This is a genomic window from Dellaglioa sp. CoH-57-MRSF-22 (assembly GCF_056781895.1).
Genome location: NZ_JBXAXT010000254.1, coordinates 1 through 246 on the forward strand (window position 1 = coordinate 1; position 246 = coordinate 246).

Consider the following 246-nt stretch of genomic DNA (forward strand, 5'->3'; position numbering starts at 1 on the left):
GTAGCCGTAGACGGTACAGGCCGCGCCGCTTGCGTCAGGGCCGCGAGCCCATAGCAGGGCCTTACGGGCTTCTGTCGTGACACCCCCAGCCGTCACATACAGACCATTAGCCGAGCCGCCCGCGAGCCGGATGCAAAAGCGGGCGACACCATCGCGATTGACACGCGCGATAAAGGCTTGCTGCGCGCCCATGGTTTAATGTTCCTTCCGGTCGTGAATGGCAACCGCACCGTAAAAGCCCTTGCC

1 protein-coding gene is annotated in these 246 nt (G+C 63.0%); it reads right to left on the minus strand.

The window, feature by feature from the left end:
• Nucleotides 1–192: hypothetical protein (locus tag AC1RPR_RS08990; RefSeq protein ID WP_481763605.1), on the minus strand; the 192-nt coding region annotated here is incomplete at its 3' end.
• Nucleotides 193–246: the final 54 nt, after the last annotated feature.